General features: G+C 61.0%; 17 protein-coding genes. 16 read left to right on the top strand and 1 reads right to left on the bottom strand.

Going from position 1 to position 14,424, the window contains the following annotated elements; genetic code table 11:
• Nucleotides 1–16 precede the first annotated feature (16 nt).
• From WDN10_02260 to WDN10_02225, 8 genes are read left to right on the top strand one after another with little or no spacing between them, the layout of a single operon-like run.
• Complete coding sequence (locus tag WDN10_02260) at nucleotides 17–1,030, top strand: glyceraldehyde 3-phosphate dehydrogenase NAD-binding domain-containing protein (protein ID MEJ0053528.1); 1,014 nt, start codon at nucleotides 17–19, stop codon at nucleotides 1,028–1,030.
• Nucleotides 1,023–1,508 carry an RpiB/LacA/LacB family sugar-phosphate isomerase gene (locus WDN10_02255; GenBank protein ID MEJ0053527.1) on the top strand — a complete coding sequence of 162 codons (486 nt, stop codon included), beginning with the start codon at nucleotides 1,023–1,025 and terminating at the stop codon, nucleotides 1,506–1,508. Before WDN10_02260 ends, WDN10_02255 begins: the two co-directional genes overlap by 8 nt.
• Nucleotides 1,509–1,526: 18 nt before the next feature.
• A complete protein-coding gene (locus WDN10_02250; GenBank protein ID MEJ0053526.1) occupies nucleotides 1,527–1,868 on the top strand; it encodes a type II secretion system protein in 342 nt (113 codons plus the stop codon).
• A gap of 10 nt (nucleotides 1,869–1,878) precedes the next feature.
• Complete coding sequence (locus WDN10_02245) at nucleotides 1,879–2,034, top strand: hypothetical protein (GenBank protein MEJ0053525.1); 156 nt, start codon at nucleotides 1,879–1,881, stop codon at nucleotides 2,032–2,034.
• Between the two features lie 34 nt (nucleotides 2,035–2,068).
• Complete coding sequence (locus WDN10_02240; GenBank protein MEJ0053524.1) at nucleotides 2,069–2,794, top strand: hypothetical protein; 726 nt, start codon at nucleotides 2,069–2,071, stop codon at nucleotides 2,792–2,794.
• Between the two features lie 42 nt (nucleotides 2,795–2,836).
• Nucleotides 2,837–3,709 (top strand): transketolase, encoded by an 873-nt coding sequence (locus tag WDN10_02235; protein ID MEJ0053523.1) that lies wholly within the window; start codon nucleotides 2,837–2,839, stop codon nucleotides 3,707–3,709.
• Entirely contained in the window at nucleotides 3,702–4,694 is a 993-nt protein-coding gene (locus WDN10_02230) for a transketolase C-terminal domain-containing protein (GenBank protein MEJ0053522.1), read from the top strand. Before WDN10_02235 ends, WDN10_02230 begins: the two co-directional genes overlap by 8 nt.
• A gap of 4 nt (nucleotides 4,695–4,698) precedes the next feature.
• Nucleotides 4,699–4,896: a hypothetical protein gene (locus WDN10_02225; protein ID MEJ0053521.1), complete on the top strand. Its 198-nt coding sequence runs from the start codon at nucleotides 4,699–4,701 to the stop codon at nucleotides 4,894–4,896.
• Here WDN10_02225 and WDN10_02220 read toward each other — a convergent pair.
• Nucleotides 4,875–5,870 (bottom strand): carbohydrate kinase family protein, encoded by a 996-nt coding sequence (locus WDN10_02220; GenBank protein ID MEJ0053520.1) that lies wholly within the window; start codon nucleotides 5,868–5,870, stop codon nucleotides 4,875–4,877. The genes WDN10_02225 and WDN10_02220 overlap by 22 nt on opposite strands.
• 47 nt (nucleotides 5,871–5,917) lie before the next feature.
• Between WDN10_02220 and WDN10_02215 the strand changes: the two genes are divergently transcribed.
• The 8 genes from WDN10_02215 (at nucleotide 5,918) to rpsB (ending at nucleotide 14,372) form a co-directional block, all read left to right on the top strand.
• The gene (locus WDN10_02215; protein ID MEJ0053519.1) at nucleotides 5,918–6,916 is read left to right on the top strand and encodes a class I fructose-bisphosphate aldolase; all 999 of its coding nucleotides are present in this window, start codon (nucleotides 5,918–5,920) and stop codon (nucleotides 6,914–6,916) included.
• Nucleotides 6,917–6,971: 55 nt separating this feature from the next.
• The gene (locus WDN10_02210) at nucleotides 6,972–7,625 is read left to right on the top strand and encodes a 50S ribosomal protein L25 (GenBank protein ID MEJ0053518.1); all 654 of its coding nucleotides are present in this window, start codon (nucleotides 6,972–6,974) and stop codon (nucleotides 7,623–7,625) included.
• A 66-nt stretch (nucleotides 7,626–7,691) separates the two neighbouring features.
• Nucleotides 7,692–9,056 (top strand): lytic murein transglycosylase, encoded by a 1,365-nt coding sequence (locus tag WDN10_02205; GenBank protein ID MEJ0053517.1) that lies wholly within the window; start codon nucleotides 7,692–7,694, stop codon nucleotides 9,054–9,056.
• A 31-nt stretch (nucleotides 9,057–9,087) separates the two neighbouring features.
• The gene (locus tag WDN10_02200) at nucleotides 9,088–9,624 is read left to right on the top strand and encodes a type II secretion system protein (GenBank protein MEJ0053516.1); all 537 of its coding nucleotides are present in this window, start codon (nucleotides 9,088–9,090) and stop codon (nucleotides 9,622–9,624) included.
• A gap of 54 nt (nucleotides 9,625–9,678) precedes the next feature.
• Nucleotides 9,679–12,324, top strand: coding sequence for a hypothetical protein (locus WDN10_02195; protein MEJ0053515.1), 2,646 nt, complete (start codon nucleotides 9,679–9,681; stop codon nucleotides 12,322–12,324).
• Nucleotides 12,325–12,373: 49 nt separating this feature from the next.
• On the top strand, nucleotides 12,374–12,625 hold the full coding sequence (locus tag WDN10_02190) for a type B 50S ribosomal protein L31 (protein ID MEJ0053514.1): 252 nt from the start codon (nucleotides 12,374–12,376) through the stop codon (nucleotides 12,623–12,625).
• 63 nt (nucleotides 12,626–12,688) lie between these two features.
• Nucleotides 12,689–13,639: a PCRF domain-containing protein gene (locus WDN10_02185; protein ID MEJ0053513.1), complete on the top strand. Its 951-nt coding sequence runs from the start codon at nucleotides 12,689–12,691 to the stop codon at nucleotides 13,637–13,639.
• A 31-nt stretch (nucleotides 13,640–13,670) separates the two neighbouring features.
• Entirely contained in the window at nucleotides 13,671–14,372 is a 702-nt protein-coding gene (rpsB, locus tag WDN10_02180; protein ID MEJ0053512.1) for a 30S ribosomal protein S2, read from the top strand.
• Nucleotides 14,373–14,424 lie beyond the last annotated feature (52 nt).

Raw genomic sequence — 14,424 nt, 5'->3', positions numbered from 1 at the left:
TGATACCATTCCTCATATGAAACCAATTCGCGTAGCAATCAACGGGTTCGGCAGGATCGGCAGGGCATTCGTGCGCCGCAGCTGGGGACGGGGAGTCGAGATCGTCGCGGTGAACGATCTCGGAAGCCTCGACAATCTCGCATACCTCCTCAAATTCGATACGGTGTATAAGCGCGCGCCGTTTACGGTGGAAGTGAAAGACGGCGGCCTCTGGATCGGCGGCAGGGAAGCGCGCTTCCTTTCCGAGAAAGACCCGGCAATGCTCCCGTGGAAGGATCTCGCGATCGATGTTGTCGTCGAAGCGACCGGTTTCTTCACGGACTACGGCAAAGCGAACGCTCATCTCACGGCGGGCGCGAAGCGCGTCGTCATCACGGCGCCGGTCAAGGACGACGCTTCGGGCCTCGGCGCCACGGTGCTCATGGGCCTTAACGAGGAAAAGTTCGCGACCTGTCCCATCACGAGCAATGCGTCCTGCACGACGAATTCCGCGAGCCCGGTGGTGGCGATACTCGACGAGGCGGTCGGCATCGAGAAAGCGATCCTTTCGACCACGCACGCGTATACCGCGTCGCAGTCGCTTGTCGACGGGCCGTCGAGGAAAGACCGGAAGGAAGGACGCGCGGCGGCGCAGAATATCGTCCCGACGACGACCGGCGCGGCGCTCGCGGTCGCCCAGGCATACGCGCCGCTTGCCGGGAAGTTCGACGGAATATCGCTTCGCGTTCCGGTATCCGCGGGTTCCATCGCGGACATCACTTTCATCGCGAAACGCCCGACCACGGTCGAGGAAGTGAATGCAGCGCTTAAAAAGGGAGCGGACGATCCGCGCTTTGCCGGCCTTTTCACGACCACCGACGAAGAACTCGTTTCAAGCGATATCGTCGGCGAGCCGTTCGCTTCGATCGCCGATCTCGGCATGACCCGGGTCGTCGACGGCACCCTCGTGAAAGTCCTCGCCTGGTACGATAACGAAATGGGGTATACGGAGTCCCTGGTGCGCCACGTGCTTAAGGCCGGCAATGCATAAGGTATATATCGCGGCCGATCATGCCGGTTTCGCGCTCAAGGCCGCGCTTGCTTCCTATATAGGTACGATCGGCTACGAGGTCGAGGATCTCGGGGCCCACAGCCTCGAACCTGACGACGACTATCCGGACTACGTGACGCCCTGCGCGAGGAGAGTCGCGGACGAGCCGGGATCCTTCGGCATCGTCATCGGGGGCAGCGGCCAGGGCGAGGCGATGGCCGCAAACCGGGTGCCCGGCATCCGCGCGGCCGTTTTTTACGGGCCGCAAAACGCTGTCCATGCCACAGACGCGCGGGAGACGGCGGGAATCGACGGCTTTGATATCGTGCGCCTTGAACGCGAGCATAACGACGCGAACATCCTATCGCTTGGCGCGCGCTTCCTTTCCGGCTCGGAAGCGGCCGAGGCGGCGCACCTGTTCCTCACCACTTCGTTTTCGGGGGATGAACGGCACAAGCGGCGCCTTTTGAAGTTCTAGGCGTGCTACGCTGGGACCATGCACCGTACCGCTCCCCGCGGCTTCACGCTCATAGAGCTCCTCGTCGTCATTGCCATAATCGGCATACTTTCCGCGGTCGTCGTCGCATCCCTGAACACCGCCCGGGAAAAAGGCTACGACGCGCAGCGGGTCAGCAACCTCCGGTCGGTCGAGCAGGCGCTCGAGGTCTACGCGACGAACGCCGGCGGCTATCCGTCGACCGGCGGCGGGTCGAATTACGTAAGCCAGTGCAGCGCGTGGGGTGGCGTGAGCGCGAACAACGTCATACCGGGGCTTGTCGCAAGCGGGGGCGATTCCCGGCCTTCCGACCGATTCTTCCCTGAACGCGGCGGGGAATAACTGCTGCTATATGTACGGTTCCGACGGCAAGGATTATAAGCTCTTTTTCTATAACTGCCCGAAATCGAAAGCGTGCTATGGCGCGACCATCATCAAGAGTCTCGCGGATCCCACGCGTCCGGCGACCGCCTGCGCCGTGTATTCTTCGGGCGGGTCGATGTTCTAAGAATCTGACGGGGACAAGGCGGTATACTGAAGGCATGAGCGTCGTCGTCCCTGCCATACTGCCGATCTCGCGCGAGGATCTTGAAGAAAAGCTCTCGCGCCTCTCGGGCCTTGTGTCTTCCGTGCAGATCGACTCGGTCGACGGGCATTTCGCGTCTCCCGCCTCCTGGCCCTATACCGGGGGAGGAGCCGCGGAACTCGCGGAATTCGCGGACCACGGCGAGCGCCTTTCGCACGGCGGGGAATTCAAGCTCGAGATCGATCTCATGACGGAAGATCCCGCGCGCGCCGCCGGGACGTGGCTTGCGGCGGGCGCCTCAAGGCTCGTCGTCCACGCCGATCCCGCTCGCCCCCTCGACGCCGTATTCCGTAACCTCGAGCATGTCTACGGGCACGACAAGGACTTCAGCTCCGGCCTTCTTGAACTCGGGATCGGCATCACTCCGAAAACCGATCTCGCGCTCATAGAACCTTATCTGCCGCATGCGGATTTCGTGCAGTTCATGGGCATCGATACCATCGGCCGGCAGGGACAGCCGTTTGAACCGGCAGTGCTCCAGAAAATCCGGATGTTCCGCAGGCGGCATCCCGATATGCCCGTCCAGGTAGACGGCGGCGTCTCCAAAGCGACCGCCCCCGCGCTCCTTTCCGCGGGCGTCTCGCGGCTCATCGTCGGATCCGACCTGTGGGGGGCGGGCGATCTCGCGCGTGAACTCAGAGAGCTCGAGGAGCTCGCGGGCCAGTACGGCATTTACGAATAAATCCCGGGCGAGGGAGAGCCGCCGCGGGTTATACTTGTACCAATGGCTCTCACCGACGAGGAAGTGCAGGCGATAGAAGCGCGGGCGCGCGGAATCCGCGAGACGATCATCGAGATGCTCGTCGCCGCGGGAAGCGGACACACGGCCGGGCCGCTCGACATGGCGGATATTTTCGCCGCCCTGTATTTCCATGTACTGAAGCACGACCCGAAGAATCCCGACTGGGAGGAGCGCGACCGGCTCATACTCTCAAACGGGCATATCGTTCCCGTGCGCTACGCCGCGATGGCGCACGCGGGGTATTTTCCCGTATCCGAATGCCTGACGCTTCGAAAGTTCGGCTCCAGGCTCCAGGGACATCCGGAACGAGCCCGGCTTCCCGGGCTCGAGACGACTTCGGGGCCTTTGGGTTCCGGGCTCTCGCAGGCGGCAGGCATTGCGTACGCTTTCCGGATGGATGGGAAAAAGAATCGCGTGTATTGCCTTATGGGCGACGGAGAGCAGAACGAAGGAAATATCTGGGAGGCCGCGATGTTTATCGGCAAGAACAAGCTCCATAACCTTACGGCTGTCATAGACAGGAACAACATACAGATCGACGGAATGACGGAAGATATCATGCCGCTCGAGCCGCTCGCGGATAAGTACCGCGCGTTCAACTGGCACGTGCTCGAGGTTGACGGCCATAACGTGCGCGAGTTTGTCGACGCCGTCGAGGAAGCAAAAGCTGTCTACGAGAAGCCGACACTTATCATCGCCCATACAATTTCCGGCAAAGGGGTCCCCGAGATAGAGTTCGATTATCACTGGCACGGCGGGGCGGTAGGCAAAGGAGTCCCGAACCCGGAACAAGCGAAAGAATTCCTGAAGCAAATCCGCTCTATGAACGGCAGGCTCCCGAACGAATATGCTTAATCCTGAAGCGAGACTGATCCAGAATCCGTTCGATCCAAAGGTCGACAAGAAATCGACGCGCGACGGATTCGGCGCGGGCGTGATCGCCGCGGGCAAGGAAAATAAGAACATTGTTGTCCTCTCCGCCGATCTGAAGGAATCGACGCGCGCGGAATCCTTCGAGAAGGAGTTCCCCGGCCGCTTTATCGAGATGGGCATTGCCGAGCAGGGTATGGCGACGCTCGCGGCAGGTCTCGCGCTCGCGGGAAAGATACCGTTTATCACAAGCTACGCGGCCTTCTCCCCGGGCCGCAACTATGAGCAGATACGCACGACGATCGCACTTAACGACCGGCACGTGGTGGTGTGCGGCATGCACGCGGGAGTGTCCGTGGGTCCCGATGGCGCGACGCACCAGATGCTCGAGGACATCGGCATGATGCGAATGCTCCCCAACATGACCGTTATCGTTCCCGGCGACGCCGAGGAAGCGCGGAAGGCGACCACTGCCGCGGCTGCTTTCGGTAAGCCGGTATATCTGCGCTTCGGGCGCTCGAATGTTCCGGTATTCACGACTTCCGATACGCCGTTTGCGATAGGGAAGGCGCTACGGCTCTGGCGAAGCGATAAACCGAAAGTCGCGCTCATGGCGACCGGCTCGATGAGCTGTAACGCGCTCATGGCGGCGCGGGCGCTTGAGGCGGAGGGCATCGGCACCATCGTGCTCCATGTGCCCACGGTCAAGCCGCTTGACGAGGAGGTGGTGCTCGCGGTCGCGAAAGAAGTGCTTTCGATCGTGACGGTCGAAGAGCACCAGATTATGGGAGGGTTCGGCTCCGCGATCGCGGAGTATCTTTCCGAAGTTCATCCGATTCGTATAGAACGGCTTGGGGTGCAAGATCAGTTCGGACAATCAGGGGAGCCGGACGAGCTTATCGAGCACTACGGCCTTGGCGTCTCTTCCGTACAGGATGCCGTACGCCGCGCGACCGGCACGCTGCATTAGCCCTATGCACAGTCTCGCAAGCAGGAAAATAAACAGCTACTTCGCGATACTCGCGATCACGGTCGTGGGCTCCGGCGCCGCGCTTATCATCATGCACGTTGCGGACACGACGAGTTTTGACGGGTACAACGGCACCGATCCGCTCTCGACCATAGGAAACCTCAATATAGGAGAAACTCCTCAGAGCGATCGTGCCCGGTAGGTTTCGGGGGGTGCCTGAAGATAGCCGAGTACTTTTTCTCGTGAAAGGAGTCCGGCGCGCGCGCCGACGTGCTGCACTACCGACATTGAATTTATCGGCCCCCACAAAAGCGCCTTTTCAAGCGGTTCCCCGAGGATGAGCGCGCAGGCGAGCGTCGAGGCGAACGCGTCACCGGCACCGGTTCGCTCGACCGGGGGTCGCTCGTCAGGATAGAGCGGCACCGAGTATGCGTTTTTCCCGTCGTACGCATACGCTCCTGCGCGCCCGTCGGTAATCGCGACGATCTTCGGACCAAGCGCCGCGACTTCCGCGAGAAGCGTCAGCCTCTCTTGCGGCTCGGTATGGCCGAGGATGCGCTCAGCCTCTTCCTTATTGCATATGAAAAGGTAGGTATGCGCGTAGATCTCCGTAAGCGCTTCGATGCCCATCTTCATCTGGAAGGTTCCCGGCTGGAAGACAAGCCTCGTTTCCGGGTGCGCGGCGATGAAGCGCGCGATATCGGCATGGAACGCTCCCGACGCTTCGCCAAGGGACGAGAGATAGAGCAGGGAAGGCGCCTCAAGGTCCGTCGGAAGCGCATACGGGAAAGCATTCTGCTTCACGAGTATCGTACGCTCGGACTCGAACGAGAGCACGTAGTGGTGATTCGTATCGACTCCCTCAACGACTGCGACCTTCGATGCGTCGACCCGTTCCGTTTCAAGCACGGAAAGATCCTCCCGGCCTTCCGCATCCTTGCCGATCCAGGAAAGGAGGCCGCTTCTAAGTCCCAACCGCGCCGCCGCGATAGCGGCGTTCGCGCTATTGCCGACTGCGGGGATGGTAACCGCGGAATCGAACGGTATTTTGTCTCCCCAGCGCATCGAAATAGTGCAATTATCGCGATCGATATCGCAGTGCACGCTCGCGTCCTTGAGCTGTATGAAGGTATCGGTCGTAATGTCGCCGATAGCGAGGAAATCGAGCTTTTGCATGCGGAAAGTGTAGCACGCGCGAACTTCCCGCGTGCTACCATTTGCGTATGACCGATCTCGTCGAAATCGCGCGCGGACTCTTTGCGGAAGGGAAGGGACTTCTTGCCGCGGACGAGAGCGTCAAAAGCGCCGACGAGCGTCTTGCGCTCTACGGGATCGAGGGTGGGGAAGAATCGCGCAGGAAGTTCCGCGATCTTTTCCTTGCCGCGCCGGGTGCGGAATCGTATCTCTCCGGCACCATCCTCTTTGAAGAAACGCTCACGCAAAAATCCGAAAGTGGCGTACCATTTCCCGAACTGCTCGCGTCAAACGGAATCGCTCCTGGAATCAAGGTCGACGAGGGAACCGAACCGTTCCCCGAAAGTCCGCACGAACTTATCACCAAGGGTCTTATCGGCCTTCCGGAGCGCCTCGCGCCGTACCGCGCGGCGGGCGCGGTGTTTACAAAATGGCGCGCCGTTATCGGCATCGACGGCGATCATGTGCCAAGCGCTCCCGCGCTCGTCGAGAATGCGAAACGGCTCGCGAGCTTCGCGCGTATTTGCCAGGAGGCGGGCCTCGTACCTATTCTCGAACCGGAAGTGCTGCGCGCGGGCAAGCACAGCCGCCTTCGCGCCAAAGGCGCGATACGCGATACGCTTATGGTGCTTTTCAAGGCTGTTGAAGATCAGGTGGCCGATCGCACCGCGCTTATCCTCAAAACGTCGATGGTGGTCTCAGGCTCAGACAGCTCCGGAGTCGATACGCCGGAGCAGGTAGCTCTGGACACGCTCGACGTGCTTATGGAAACCGTTCCGAAGGACGTGCCGGGAATCCTCTTTCTCTCCGGAGGCCAGTCGTTTGAGGTTGCGACGGCGAATCTCCAGGCGATCGTGCGCGAAGGAAAAAAACGCGGAGCGCCCTGGCCACTCACGTTCTGTTTCGCTCGGGCCCTTCAGGAAGACGCGCTTAAGATATGGCAGGGCAAGGAAGAGAATGTCGAAGCTGCCCGCGCCGCCTACCTGGGGCACCTTACCCTGGTCTCTTCGGCCGCAAGGGGTCAATAGGTCCGCACTGGCCCCCGAAGTTGCAAATACGGGCCGCTTTTCGTATACTCGCTTCATGATTACGCTCGCGGTTACGAAACGGGAACTCATCGGTAGGCGCACCAAGCGCCTCTCTAAGGACGGCCAGATGCCCGCCGTAGTCTATGGCCCGAAGCATGAATCGACCCCGGTCACTCTTTTGAGCAAGGATTTCGAGCGCGCATTCAAGGTCGCGGGCGAGTCTTCGGTCATCGAAATCTCGGGGCTTGGCGGCACGGTACAGGCCCTCATCCATGAAGTGGATGTCGACCCGGTGACGGGTGTGGCCCGCCACGCCGATTTCTATGCGATCGAGAAGGGCGCGAAAGTGGAAGTCGCGGTTCCGCTTTCCTTTACCGGCGAATCGGCGGCGGTCAAGGCCGGAGCGAACCTGGTGAAGGTCATGCACGAAGTCGAGATCGAAGCGGCACCCGCCGATCTCCCGCACGAGATCGAAGTCGACCTCGCCGCGCTTGCCGCTCTTGGCGACAAGATCCACGCGAGCGACCTCAAGATGCCGAAGGGCGTTACCTTAAAGACCGACCCGGAGGAGGTCGTCGCGCTTACGCAGGAAGTCGAGGAGGAGAAGGAAGAGGCTCCTGCTGCGGTCGACATGGCCGGAATCGAAGTGGAGAAGAAGGGCAAGACCGAGGAAGAAGGAGCGGCTGCCGAAGGGGAGGCGAAGGAATAGGGATTTTCATGAAGACAAAACTCCGGACTGGCTTTGCCGGTCCGGAGTTTTGGTATACTGGATAGGATGAAACGCAGCCCGGTGTTTTTTGTTATCGCCCTTTTTCTGCTGCCGGTAGTGCTCCTTGCCGTTTCCGGCGCAGGGGTGCCGCAGACGCTTGCGCAGGAGCTTACCCCCGCCGAGCGCGCCGAGCTCCAGAAGCAGTACGACCAGCTTCAGGTGGAGATTGCTGCGCAGCAGAAGATAGTCACGGAGACGCAGGCGAAGAAAAATACGCTCAAGGGAAACGTCACGCAGCTCGACGCGCAGATCAAGGCGGCCCAGGCGCAGATTGCTGCAAAGACGGTGACCATCAAGCAGCTCGGGAGCGAGATAGCCTCGAAGAATAAGACCATCACCACGCTCGCGAACCGCATCGAAGCGGGAAAGGAGTCTTTGGCGGGGATGCTCCGGCAGGAGAGCCAGCTTGACGACTCCTCGCTTGCCGAGATCGCGTTTGCAAACGAGGACATCTCTTCCTTCTTCGCGGACGTGGATGCGTTCGTCTCCATAAAGCGCGAGATGCAGGCGCTCTTTTCCGATATCAAGGTGACGAAGGCGCAGACGCAGGCCGAGCGCGAGGCGCTCGCAAAGAAGCAGAACGCGACGCAGGACGCGAAGTACGCGGTCGAGACGACCAAGCAGCAGATCGCGGTCAAGGAAGCCGAGCAGCAGCAGCTCCTTGCGATAACGACGAATCAGGAAGCGCAGTACCAGGAGGTGCTCGCCGCAAAGCAGGCGAAGGCCGCGGCGATACGCGCCGCGCTTTTCCCGCTTAGGGATACGGGCGCCATTCCGTTTGGCGACGCGGTCGTCTATGCGAAGACGGCGGCGGCGAAGACAGGGGTGCGCGCCGCCATGATCCTCGCCATCCTCTCGCAGGAGTCCGCGCTCGGGACGAATGTGGGGAACTGTCTTGTGACTGACCTTACGACCGGGGACGGGAAAGGGAAGAACACCGGGACGCCGTTCTCGGGCGTCATGAAGGCGCCCCGCGACACCGTGCCGTTCGCCCGCATCACGGCGGCCCTCGGGAAAGACTGGCGGACGACACCGGTCTCGTGTCCGCAACCGGGCGGGTACGGCGGCGCGATGGGTCCGACGCAGTTCATCCCGTCGACCTGGGAACTCTTCGAGGGGCGCATCGAGGCGGCGCTCGGGGTGCCTGCGACGAACCCCTGGAATGCCGAGCACGCCATCATGGCGACCGCGCTCTATCTCCAGGACGTGGGCGCCGCAGGCGGCACCTATACGGCCGAGCAAAACGCTGCCTGCCGCTACTATTCCGGCGGCGCGTGCTCCGGCGGCGCGATTTCGGCCTATGGCGCCTCGGTCGTGGCAAAGGCCGCGAAATACCAGCAGGACATCGACTTCCTTGCGGATAATTCATAGATATCTACCCGCACCACGGTATACTTTTTTCATGATCATCCCTTCTTCTCGTTCCCGCGGCTTTACCCTTATCGAGCTCCTTGTCGTGATCGCCATTATCGGCATCCTCTCGGCAGTCGTGCTCGTCGCGCTCAATTCCGCGCGCACGAAAGGAACGAATTCCTCCGCTAATCAGGAAATCACGCAATATATAAATGCGATCAATCTCTATTTCACGGACCAGGGCTCGTATCCGTATCCGGGCGATACGGTCGCGCATTGCCTCGGGACCTATCCGAGCGGCCAGTGCGGAAGGACGGATATTGCGCCGACGACGCAGAGCGCCGCGCTTGATGATGCGCTGAGGCCCTATATACCGGGGCTTCCGGCCGGGCCCAAAGTCACCTTTGGCGGCAGTCTTGTGTGGCTGGGATTTGCCTATAATTGTACACAAGTGACAGGCTCTGTCTGCCGCGCCTACCAGATAAGCTGGATCCTTTCGGGCGCGAGCCAGTCGTGCGCGCGGGGCGCGACGGCCTCGACTGTCGGCGGCGACGGGACGATTTGCCAGCTGGCCGCGGGCTCGTAAAGCTATCCACACGCATTCCCCGGGACCGGGCGTTCCGGGGTACAATGACAAGCGATGATGCTTACTCATTTCAACCGTTTCCTCCTGAAAAGCGGCTTCATGGCCGCCTTCTTGCTTGCCGGTTTTTTCTCACTCACCGGTTCCGTCCATGCCCAGGCGAGCGTGGTCGAGCAGCCGGCGTCCCCAAAGCCCGGCCAGTACGTTTTCCCGGCCGCCTCCGGCCAGTACGGCCTGTTGTGGGCGGTCGACACGACAGCCCCGAAAAATTCTTACTGGGCCGCTTTAAGCGCCGACACGCAGGCACATGGCGGCTTCTCGCTTCCGGCTCTTGACGGCAATGGGAATTCAGCCTGGGATATATTCGGGCGGTCCGGGAAAGAAGTCTCCGAAGATGCGGTCGGCCGTTTGTGTTCTCTTGTCGATCCGACATCTTCGCTTGGTTCGGGGTCGATTGTCGGAAGACAATACGCGCATCCGAGTGACAACACCGTTATTTTCTTGAACGGGGGAACCTGGCAGCACAGTCCCGCGACAAGCAACAACTGTCCTTCAAACGACGACTGCGATTCCAGCCTCGACTCGTTCGCGTGCATGTCGAATGCGCTCCCTTCAAACACGCTGACGGCAAGTTCCTATACGATCTCTCCCGGGCAGTCGGTTACGCTGACTTGGGATCACGCGAACGACCGCGACGATGTCTGGTATCCGGGGGAAAGCGGCGTCGTGGAGCCGTATTTCGGCAGTCCCGGCCCTGCGGTTACCTGTACCGCCAATTTCCCTATACCGCCGACCGGCCAGAGCGTGAACCTCTGTACGGCGTATTCGGCGTGTGAAGGCCAAAGCGCATGCGGCTGCCGCCGGACCAATGATTTCCCCGTGCAGGATTTTTCGGGTACCACCCCGGTTTCCCCAATGCAAACCACGATGTATACCTATAGCTGCACGAACGGCAACGGCACCACCATTGCCCGCGCGACGGTGAATGTGACGGGCGCTGCTCCCAACCTCACCGCCTCCGCCGTCACCCCGACCGCGGCCACTGCTGGTACCGCAACCACATTTTCCTCGACCATCTCGAATACCGGCTCCGCCGCGACCGGCGCGGGCTTCACGAACAAACTCCAGTATGCGACCGCATACAATGCTTCGACGGACGAGGCGACCGGGGTGGTTGATACTTCCGCGACTTCCGTTTTCAGTACCGCGCTCGCAAACGGCACGACTCGCGTTGCTTCGTTCTCCTACACGTTCCCGACAAGTGATGGCGGAACAACCCGCTACCTGCGCGCCTGCGCCGACTTACCTCCTTCTCCAAGCGGAGCTATTACGAACGAAACCAGCGAAATCGACAACTGCGGAGCGTGGACTGCCATAGCCGTAGCGGGGCCCGCCGTAAATCCGACGGCTGACCTTGCCTGTACGCCGCCGTCAGTGACTTCGGGAGGATCCGCGACCATCACCTGGAGCTCGACGAACGCGACTTCCTGCACCGGGACCGGCTTCTCGACCGGCGGAGCGACAAACAATACCAACGGTGTTTCGACCGGTGCGCTTACCTCGGACACGCCCTACAACCTCTCGTGTACCGGAGCGGGCGGTACCACTCCCGCAAGCGATTCGTGTATCGTGACAGTTACTCCCGCAGGAAATTTCCCCAACCTCACCGCCTCCGCCGTCACCCCGACCGCGGCCACTGCTGGTACCGCAACCACATTTTCCTCGACCATCTCGAATACCGGCTCCGCCGCGACCGGCGCGGGCTTCACGAACAAACTCCAGTATGCGACCGCATACAATGCTTCGACGGACGAGGCGACCGGCATAGTCGATGCGGTTGCTACCACTGCCTTCGGTACCGGGGTTTCCGCTGGATCCAATCGTCCCGTGTTATTCAATTACACTTTTTCCTCAGGCGACGCGGGAACAACCCGCTACCTGCGCGCCTGTGCCGACCTTCCTCCGTCTTCCTATGGCGTTATTGATGAAGGTCCTAATCACGCCGGAGAGGGCAATAACTGTAGTGGATGGATAGCCATCACGGTCTCGGCCGGTGCTTGCTATGGCCAGGGCTGCACGGGTCCCGGCGGCTCATGTCAGTACCCGGGCGGGTCCCAGCCGACCGTCGGCAATCCCGCGCATTGCTGCGCCGCAACCGCCGGCATTTGTCCCGCGCTTCCGACCGCTTCCCTGACGCCCGCTTCGCAAACCATAAATGCCGGGCAGAAGGCGACGTTCAGCTGGACATCAACCAACGCCGCCTCATGCGTCGATGTGGCGACTCCTCCGGCGTTCGATAACGGCCCGACTTCCGGAAGCGGAGTACAAACGGGTGTGCTCACAAGCACCCAGACCTACCAGCTCCGCTGCACGGGACCCGGTGGCATCGGCTACTCAAACCAGGCGCTCGTAAAGGTAAACCAGCCGGGCGGGTATATCACCGCCACTCCGCTTCGCGTCGCTTCGGGGCTCGCTTCGGTCGTTGGCTGGAGTGCTTCGTCTGTTACCTCCTGTACCGTAGTCGGAAGCGACGGGTACAATTCGGGGCCAAGACTCGCAGACGCGGGCGGGGCAATCGCGACGACTACGGTCTCCCGCACGATCAATAACCAGACCAAGTTCACCCTTACATGCCAGACGGCCGCGGCCCCGGTCGTGACTTCCGTCATTGTAAACGTCCTCCCGAGCTTCCAGGAATTTTAAGAGACAGCAAGCTTGCTCCGGGCCGCTTCCTTTGCTATAGTCGGGCGACATGAAAAAGGACATCCATCCGGAGGAATACCGGCCCATTATTTTCGAGGACCTCGCTTCCGGAATCCGTTTTCTTATCGGTTCGACCATCCGCACTACCGAAACGGGGAAGTTTGACGACGGCAAGGAATACCCGCTCGTGAAGGTGGAAATCTCGAGCCGTTCGCATCCGTTCTATACGGGCGAAGACCGTACCCTCGACAAGGCGGGCCGCGTGGAGCGCTTCAAGGCGCGTGCCGCAAAGAAGAAGTAGGGGCAGATAGGTGAGACTCGCTCCCGCCGGCTCCCATGCCGGTTTTTCTGATACTATCGGGATATGGACTATTCGCCGGAATTCAAGGCCAACCACAAGACCGCCTATCTTGCGGAGGCATACGAGCGCCTGGAGCGCGAGAAATCGTCCGCGCTTGAGGCGGCCGGGAGAGACCCGGAGCTTTTACAGATGGCGGAGGAAGATACGGCGCGGCTCTCCGCGAGGCAGCGGGAATTACTCACCGAAATAGAGCAGATCAATGCCAAGGACCGGGAAGAGGCGGCGAAGCCGCACGCGATCATCCTCGAATTTCGCGCGGGGGCGGGAGGCGACGAGGCGACGCTCTTTGCCAAGGAGCTTCGGGACATGTACCAGAAATATGCCGAGATGAACGGCTGGCGGGTGCGCATCATCGACGACCTTACCCTTGAAATAGCGGGTGCCGACGCGTACGACGCGCTTCGCTTCGAGACCGGTGTGCACCGTGTGCAGCGGGTACCCGCGACCGAGAAATCGGGCCGCATCCATACTTCGACCGCGTCTGTCGCGGCGCTTCCGCTTCGGGCCCATACGAAGTTCGAGATGAATCCGTCGGATCTCGAGATGGAGTTCTCACGAAGCGGCGGGGCGGGGGGACAGAACGTGAACAAGGTGGAGACCGCCGTGCGCCTCATCCACAAGCCGACCGGCATCGACGTGCGCTCCTCAAGCGAGCGCAGCCAGAAAGCCAACCGCGAAAAGGCGATGGAGATCTTGTACGCGAAGCTCGAGAACCTGGCCGAAGAGGAGGAGGCTAAAAAGCACTCGGCGGAGCGGAAAGCGCAGATCGGCACGGCCGACCGCTCGGAGAAGATCCGGACCTATAATTTCCTCCAGGACCGCGTGACCGACCATAGATTGAAGGAGTCCTGGCATAACCTCCCGAAGATCATGGAGGGCTACCTCGACCCGATCGTCGGGGCGCTTAAAACCGCCGCTTCCGGGGGCAAGACCCCCGCAGTCGAGGAAGATTGATAGCCGGAAAAGAGTATGATACCTTAGGGGTATGACAGCCGTGGAAATGGCAGGGGTTGGCGTTGACCGTCTTTTGGGGACGGGTGCCCACTTTGCGCAGGTACGCCGCCGCAGGCACCCTTCGATGAAGCAGTTCGTGCTCGGCCTTAAGTCGCGCACCGAAATCATCGACCTCGCAAAGACCGACGAGCAGCTTGCCCGCGCGAAGCAGGCCGTTGCGGCACTCGCGCGCGACGGCAAGACCGTTCTCTTCGTCGGAGGAAAGCCCGAGATATCCGCGCTCGTAAAAGATGCGGCGAAGCGCGTGGGGCAGCCCTATGTCGCCGGTCGCTGGCTCGGGGGCACCATTTCGAATTTCGTCGAGATCAAAAAGCGCATCGACCGCCTGCTCGACCTCACCGAAAAGCGCGATTCGGGAGAACTCGCGAAGCTCTATACCAAGCTCGAGCGCGTGAAGCTCGACCGCGAGATCGCGCGCCTCGAGGGGCGCCTCGAGGGAATCGTGACGCTTTCCAAAAAGCCGGATGCGCTTCTTGTCGTCGACACCAAGGCCGAGGCGCACGCGGTCAAGGAGGCGAGAGACGCCGGCATTCCGATCATCGCGCTTATGAATTCCGACTGCGATCTCTCCGACGCCGCGTTCCCGATCGTCGGCAACGATGCCTCCCGCGCGACCGTTACGCTCGTGCTTGCCGAACTTACCGACGCGTTCGAAAAGGGCCGCACGGCCTAAATGAACGGAGATCACCGCTTCGCTCGCGGAACGACGGTTCCCGTTAGTCCCT

The sequence above is a fragment of the bacterium genome (assembly GCA_037200965.1).
In the GTDB taxonomy this organism is placed as follows: Bacteria; Patescibacteriota; Minisyncoccia; order Phycocordibacterales; family Phycocordibacteraceae; genus C7867-001.
This window is presented reverse-complemented; position numbering and strand designations above follow the sequence as displayed.

Excerpts from the sequence above, each read along its gene's own strand:
- WDN10_02235 (MEJ0053523.1), top strand. The coding sequence starts at position 2,837 with ATGGCTCTCACCGACGAGGAAGTGCAGGCGATAGAAGCGCGGGCGCGC.
- WDN10_02245 (MEJ0053525.1), top strand. The coding sequence starts at position 1,879 with ATGTACGGTTCCGACGGCAAGGATTATAAGCTCTTTTTCTATAACTGC.
- WDN10_02190 (MEJ0053514.1), top strand. The coding sequence starts at position 12,374 with ATGAAAAAGGACATCCATCCGGAGGAATACCGGCCCATTATTTTCGAG.
- WDN10_02225 (MEJ0053521.1), top strand. The coding sequence starts at position 4,699 with ATGCACAGTCTCGCAAGCAGGAAAATAAACAGCTACTTCGCGATACTC.
- WDN10_02230 (MEJ0053522.1), top strand. The coding sequence starts at position 3,702 with ATGCTTAATCCTGAAGCGAGACTGATCCAGAATCCGTTCGATCCAAAG.
- WDN10_02195 (MEJ0053515.1), top strand. The coding sequence starts at position 9,679 with ATGATGCTTACTCATTTCAACCGTTTCCTCCTGAAAAGCGGCTTCATG.
- WDN10_02250 (MEJ0053526.1), top strand. The coding sequence starts at position 1,527 with ATGCACCGTACCGCTCCCCGCGGCTTCACGCTCATAGAGCTCCTCGTC.
- WDN10_02200 (MEJ0053516.1), top strand. The coding sequence starts at position 9,088 with ATGATCATCCCTTCTTCTCGTTCCCGCGGCTTTACCCTTATCGAGCTC.
- WDN10_02185 (MEJ0053513.1), top strand. The coding sequence starts at position 12,689 with ATGGACTATTCGCCGGAATTCAAGGCCAACCACAAGACCGCCTATCTT.
- WDN10_02260 (MEJ0053528.1), top strand. The coding sequence starts at position 17 with ATGAAACCAATTCGCGTAGCAATCAACGGGTTCGGCAGGATCGGCAGG.
- WDN10_02255 (MEJ0053527.1), top strand. The coding sequence starts at position 1,023 with ATGCATAAGGTATATATCGCGGCCGATCATGCCGGTTTCGCGCTCAAG.
- rpsB (MEJ0053512.1), top strand. The coding sequence starts at position 13,671 with ATGACAGCCGTGGAAATGGCAGGGGTTGGCGTTGACCGTCTTTTGGGG.
- WDN10_02210 (MEJ0053518.1), top strand. The coding sequence starts at position 6,972 with ATGATTACGCTCGCGGTTACGAAACGGGAACTCATCGGTAGGCGCACC.
- WDN10_02215 (MEJ0053519.1), top strand. The coding sequence starts at position 5,918 with ATGACCGATCTCGTCGAAATCGCGCGCGGACTCTTTGCGGAAGGGAAG.
- WDN10_02205 (MEJ0053517.1), top strand. The coding sequence starts at position 7,692 with ATGAAACGCAGCCCGGTGTTTTTTGTTATCGCCCTTTTTCTGCTGCCG.
- WDN10_02220 (MEJ0053520.1), bottom strand. The coding sequence starts at position 5,870 with ATGCAAAAGCTCGATTTCCTCGCTATCGGCGACATTACGACCGATACC.
- WDN10_02240 (MEJ0053524.1), top strand. The coding sequence starts at position 2,069 with ATGAGCGTCGTCGTCCCTGCCATACTGCCGATCTCGCGCGAGGATCTT.